The following is a 5,810-nucleotide window of genomic DNA, read 5'->3' on the forward strand; positions in this document are numbered from 1 at the left end:
CTTGAAAACGGACATGAGAATCACAAATCAAGCCAAACGGGAATCCCGAATCCGGTCAACAGCGACATGCTTTAGCTGCCGTGCCGTCGACCTTGGCCTGCGATCGACGGTCGCCAAAAGACGGCGCTCATATACGCGAAGAACGTTTTCTTTTCCGGGGGGATGTCCTTGAAGGTAAACCGCAAACGCGGTCTACCTATCATCGATGGGTGATGGCTGCAGTTTCCAAAAGAGATTTCTGTCGCACGTATCACGGCTCAATGGGTGTCGGCATGCTCACGGCTGGACAGTGCAAACCCTGTGCCAACCGGTTGCATATGCCCTTAATTGTGAGCCGATCGATAAGCGCAGTTTAAGCGCTCGCTTTTCCGGCGCAACCTCGACACTCCGGTGTCGAGGTTTTTTTAAAAGTGAAAAAGCCGGCGCAATCGGCACGTGATAAAATGCGACTATTTTACGATTGTGGCAAAAACGTGTTGCATTTTCTAATATACAAGCTAAACCCCCTACAACTTGGGTGGTGCATCCAATGCAATGCGAGAATCAGGGCGGCCAAAAACAAACCGCGACTTCTTTGGTGACCATACATAGGCGGGATAGATCATTATCACCCTCCCTTGGTTCGCTTGAGAATAACCGCTGCGCAATTGATTGCCGACAGACGCATAATCGGGGCTGCTGTAAGTCCGGAGTTGCTGCAAAAGCGGAGACTTTCCGCACAAATTCCGGTTGCGTTTGCCGCCGATGGACTAAAAAACAGACGGGGTTAATGGGCGAATAGGACATGATCATTTTTAACAGCGTGGTTATTTCCCTCGCAGTGTTCACACTGATAGTAGGTTTGGTCGGATTTTTACGGACCCGAAAAACAACAAACCCTATCTCTTATGAAGACACACCGAACAAAAACAAACGGGGAAAATAGGTTTCTATTTCCGCTCAGTTTTCCTAGTGCCCAAGAGCTATCGAGTCTAGACCTATCATGAACCTTTACTTGCCAGACAATGACCCTCTTCTTTTAGAGCTTCGAAATTATTCGCAAGCTAGTGTGCGCTTCTTCCCCCATTCCGGCAATCTGGGGGACGGGCTCATCACATACGCAACCATGCAACTGCTCGACCACTTTGGAATCAACTACACTACCCATCGGCAAGATGAGCGGTTGGACGGCGAGATAATCTTCATCGGCGGCGGCGGCAACATGGTGGAGGGTAGATACGAAGACGTTGCCAAACTAATTTGGGAACACCGTGAAACTAACCGAGTAATATTACTCCCGCAATCTATTGTCGGGTATGATGATATTATAATGGAAACTCACAACAATCTCACCGTTTTCTGTCGGGAAAAGATTTCTTTCGAACATTGTACTGCAGTGGGCGGTCGCAACGACCGAATCCATTTATGTCAGGATGCTGCTTTATATCTGAGCCCCAAACACTTTGAACAGGCGAAGGTGTCAGGCAGTGGTTGCCTCAACGCAATGAGGATCGATGGGGAGTCGCTGGGAGGAGAGCACGATCAAAACAACATGGACATATCGTTGGCTTGGAATGGCGACGTTTGGACAAATCCCGCCTTCGTAAAAGCCGCGGTTATATCGATGGCCGAATTTCTCTCGCAGTACAAGGAAGTTAAAACTGATCGCCTGCATGTGGCAATCATGTCAGCTTTGCTGGGCCGAGAAGTCACGATGCACCCAAACAACTATTTTAAGAACCGAGCGGTGTACGAGCATTCGATCAAGGGACGGTTCAGTAATGTAGTTTTTGAGGAGCAAGCAACCTCCCCGGCTGGCGCCACAGCGTTGGCGAAAATACCCACTGTTGATGCCCAAACCCTTCAGAAAAAATTAGATCGAGAAAGGGATTTGCACAACTCGACCCGCCGCAAATTAAGACTTCAAATACAACAACTAACCACTCAGTATAACTCGGACACCGGTCTTTTGAAGGCAGAATTGTCCGCTTTGAAGAACGACATTGAATTGCTTAGAAAGCAAGCGGACAACAGTGCGCTGCCGGGCAAGTCTTTGACAGATGATGAGCTTTCTTTGCTTCGCGAAAGGTTGAAAGCCTTCCAGTCTTCGAAGAGTTGGCGATATACGAAGCCCTTCCGCAAAATTCGTTCATTCTTCTGACATTCAACGGTCGTCTTTAAATGTTATCAGTAGCAGCAAAACGTCTCCGGTCCCTCCCAATTTTCCAACCGGATTGGTACGTAAAACAAAATCCTGATATTGTCGGCACGGATCCCGTCACGCATGTTGTTTACTACGGCGCCAAGGAAGGGCGTCGTATTTTCGATCCAATTAAAATTGCGACCAGCATATCGGGCACACCGGTAACGAACGCTAATAACAGCGATGGTAGAAGGCCCGGATCGGTAGATGTATATGTCTCCTCCGTTGGCAACGTATTTATGGATGAGATTGCCAGAGAAGTCTATAATGCGATTAAATTATGTAATATTGAGGTTACCCTTAAAAATGAGGCGGACGGAGATTATTTAAATCCAAAACCCAAAATTGTCGTTGCTCCGCACGAGTTTTTTCTATTGAACGCTGGGCCGAAATACTTCAATCCAGCTTTTATGAAAAATTGTATCGCCTACAATACCGAACAGCTCCAGACCCAGTGGTTTTCTTCTGCTCTTCCAGAAATGCTGAGTTCAGCTGCAATTATAGATATATGCAACCAAAGCGCCTCTATTTTTCGTTCGGCGAACATGCCAGCACTCCATTGGGAGCCAGCGATCAAACCTACGCGGGTAGATCTTGCCTCAATTGAGGAACATCCTCTTCTCAAGGCGGTGCCGAACCTTCAGGATAAACCGGAGTGGCACGACCGCCCCATAGATCTATCCTTCTTCGGTGCTCAAAGCCCTCGACGTGAAAAAGCTCTTGGTAGAATCGCACCTAGAATAGCAGGCCTTAACTCATTCATTTATTATAGGCGCAGGTCCACCCCTTTAACTGCCGGGCTTGATAAAAGCTTAACTGAAGTAGCCGAAGCGATTGCGCAAAAATCGAAGATATATCTCAACATACATCGAGATGTGATGCCTTATTTCGAGTGGCATCGAATCGCTCGACAGGGCATCGGCAATGATTGCGTAGTCATCAGCGACCACTGCCTTGAACATCCTCTCTACAAGCCGGGCGTCCACTATATTCAAGTCAATGCTCGTCACGTCGGAGATGCGGTTGATTGGCTATTAAACGATCTGGATGGCCAGCGACAGGCCGCGGCCATCCGCAGAGCGAATCGAACCATGTTGAATAATAACAAGTTCGAGCATTCGAATGCAGAAACCCTTGTGAACTTCATCGCGGACAACACCGATGCTTAACCGAATTTACCGCTCAAAGTACAATCTGCAATTTGATCATGTTTCGCACACGTCAAATGACGACACCATTACTGTTGCAGTGAGTCTTTATAATTACGAGAAAGAGATATTGGATTGTCTTGAATCCATTAAAAACCAGACATACCGAAATCTTTCACTTATGATTGTAGACGACTGTTCTCAAAAGGACAATTCGCTTGAGCGGGCCATTTTGTGGACAAAACGCAATAGCGAAAGGTTTGTCAGGGCCACTGTTGTTCGCCATGAATTTAATCAGGGACTTGCGCAAGCCAGAAACACCGCTTTTGCTGCCAGCGATACCCGCGCGCTGTTTATCATGGACGCGGACAACATGATCTATCCACGAGCAATTGAAGTTCTTGCGCCTTGGGTATTAGACGAAGGATATGCAGCGGCCTACACTCAACTCGAGTTTTTCGGTGATGTGTCCGGCCTTAGATACGCCGATTACTGGTCGCCTGATTTTTTCCGAGAGAACAACTACGTAGATGCGATGGCGCTCATCTCCACGTCAGCATGGCAGACCGTGCGCGGATATACCCACATGGAAGGGGGGTGGGAAGATTATGACTTCTGGTGCAAGTTTGTTGATAGCGGCCTAGATGCAATTTTTATTCCCCAGATTCTTTGTCGCTACAGAGTACATGGAACTTCTATGTTGAGGACTGACACGGTAAACAATCATAATGACCTCATCGTAGAGATGAGGATGCGACATCCTTGGCTGGCCGTAGGTAGCTAATCATAGCGATAGACCCACGCGATCTAACGACTATCGGCCACCCCTAAAAGGGCACTACGGCGGTAGCACTTGTGGTGGAATGCCTCTCATTCGCTGCATGGTTAAGCAATTGAAATTTTAATTGATATTTGACTTGAGGCAAGCGGACTATATGCATCACGATACACGATCGAAAATTTCTGTATTGCGCCCCTTGCTGATTGCACTTGTTGTAAGCGCACACGTCCCTTGGACATTGTACAATCCGACCTCCAAAGAGATCGATTTCACGGCCTGGAACGTGCTTCGTTTGACGCTTACTGCGGTGATGTCACCTATCGGCATGCCGCTTCTGAGCGTGATTTCGGGTTTTCTGGTAGTCTCGTCTTTTAAAAAATACGGTTTTAATGGTTTGCTCAAAAAGAAGGTGGCCAGGATCATAATTCCTATGGTCGTCTGGAACTTCGCTTTCGCAACACTGATTTACTGGGCGCAGTCACATGGATGGGAGTCACGCCGAGACTTGCCATTATTTAAAGGTGAGACTTGGGCTTGGCTGAATGCTCTGTTTTCTATTGATACAGTACCAGCTAACGGACCGTTATATTTTTTAAGGGAATTGTTTATTTGTTTTTGCCTTGTGCCGATATTTGTCAAATTGGCGACGTATAGAAATCTGTCTTATGCGGTTTTTATATTAAGCGCGCTAGTTATCATTAGCGATATTCAGCTCCCATTCATATTTCGTTTTGATATTTACGCTTGGTTTTTATTTGGAATTTTTGCATCCATTCATAGCCTGGACAGCTGGAAACCAAGTACAATGCATCGCTCCATTATCCTGGGTACGGGCGCTGCAACTGCCTGCATCGTCGCTTTCTCGTACTTCATCAGCAGATCTTCATTTAACTATATTGAGAGCACGCTAACTATATTTGGACCATTTTATTTCTGGATTTTAGCCGACCTGATACATGATAAAAAAGTAGGAGTATTACTTAAGAAATACTCCAAGTATTCTTTCACTGTATTCCTGAGTCATGCTTATGTAATTTCTTGCTGCTGGCAGATTTGGTCCATTAATGTAGGATCGTCCCCGTACGATAATTTTATTATATTTGGCGTTGTCTGCACCACAACGGTCTTTCTGATTGCGCCGGTTTTCTACCAAGTGTTTTACTGGTGGCTCCGTCATGCTGGTTTTTTTGCAACGGGCAAGTCGACTAACACCATTAAAAGATCTGGGGCAGAGACCAACAACGAAAACGCGATATCAGCCGTTGGGGGATGATAACCAGGTTATGATCTAAGGAAAGATGAAATCAACGATGGATTATCAGCCCCTAACTATTAATAACGTAAGCAATAACTCGAGTCCTTACTGATCAGCCTGTAACCCCAGTCCCCCTCTCTGCCCGAATAAATCGGTAGCTATCTCCCGCGCGATTACCCGTTGTAAATCAGAAGACATCAGCATCATTCACATGTTCCAGTTCAGCGAACCGGAATAAACTCTGACGTCATCCCGCCAAGCTAAGATTGCTTGCGCCTGCTCTGCCCTTTCGTCCACCGTCGAGTTTACGCATCTGGTGAGCGAATTCCCTTGCAGGAAACGCGCGTAGGCGTCAATTCCTATCTCTTTGAACTGCCCCCACTTTCGACCGGACACTCAGCATAAGCAGGAAGGCTCAAGCACAGGCTTGAGGATAGGCTTATG

At 46.8% G+C, this 5,810-nt stretch carries 4 protein-coding genes; all 4 read left to right on the top strand.

The annotated features are described in order from the left end of the window. Positions 1 to 982: 982 nt before the first annotated feature. The 4 genes from JNC63_RS21760 to JNC63_RS21775 all read left to right on the top strand — a co-directional run bounded on the left by JNC63_RS21760 (position 983) and on the right by JNC63_RS21775 (position 5,384). Positions 983 to 2,140: a polysaccharide pyruvyl transferase family protein gene (locus tag JNC63_RS21760; RefSeq protein ID WP_374846770.1), complete on the top strand. Its 1,158-nt coding sequence runs from the start codon at positions 983 to 985 to the stop codon at positions 2,138 to 2,140. Positions 2,141 to 2,160: 20 nt separating this feature from the next. Further along, on the top strand, positions 2,161 to 3,351 hold the full coding sequence (locus JNC63_RS21765) for a CgeB family protein (protein WP_157796416.1): 1,191 nt from the start codon (positions 2,161 to 2,163) through the stop codon (positions 3,349 to 3,351). Continuing rightward, a complete protein-coding gene (locus JNC63_RS21770) occupies positions 3,344 to 4,114 on the top strand; it encodes a glycosyltransferase family 2 protein (RefSeq protein WP_374846771.1) in 771 nt (256 codons plus the stop codon). The genes JNC63_RS21765 and JNC63_RS21770 overlap by 8 nt, the downstream gene beginning before the upstream one ends. A 151-nt stretch (positions 4,115 to 4,265) precedes the next feature. Continuing rightward, entirely contained in the window at positions 4,266 to 5,384 is a 1,119-nt protein-coding gene (locus tag JNC63_RS21775) for an acyltransferase family protein (RefSeq protein WP_346484527.1), read from the top strand. The last annotated feature ends 426 nt before the right edge of the window (positions 5,385 to 5,810 follow it).

It is taken from the genome of Brucella ciceri, assembly GCF_041930145.1.
GTDB classification, from domain to species: Bacteria; Pseudomonadota; Alphaproteobacteria; order Rhizobiales; family Rhizobiaceae; genus Brucella; species Brucella intermedia.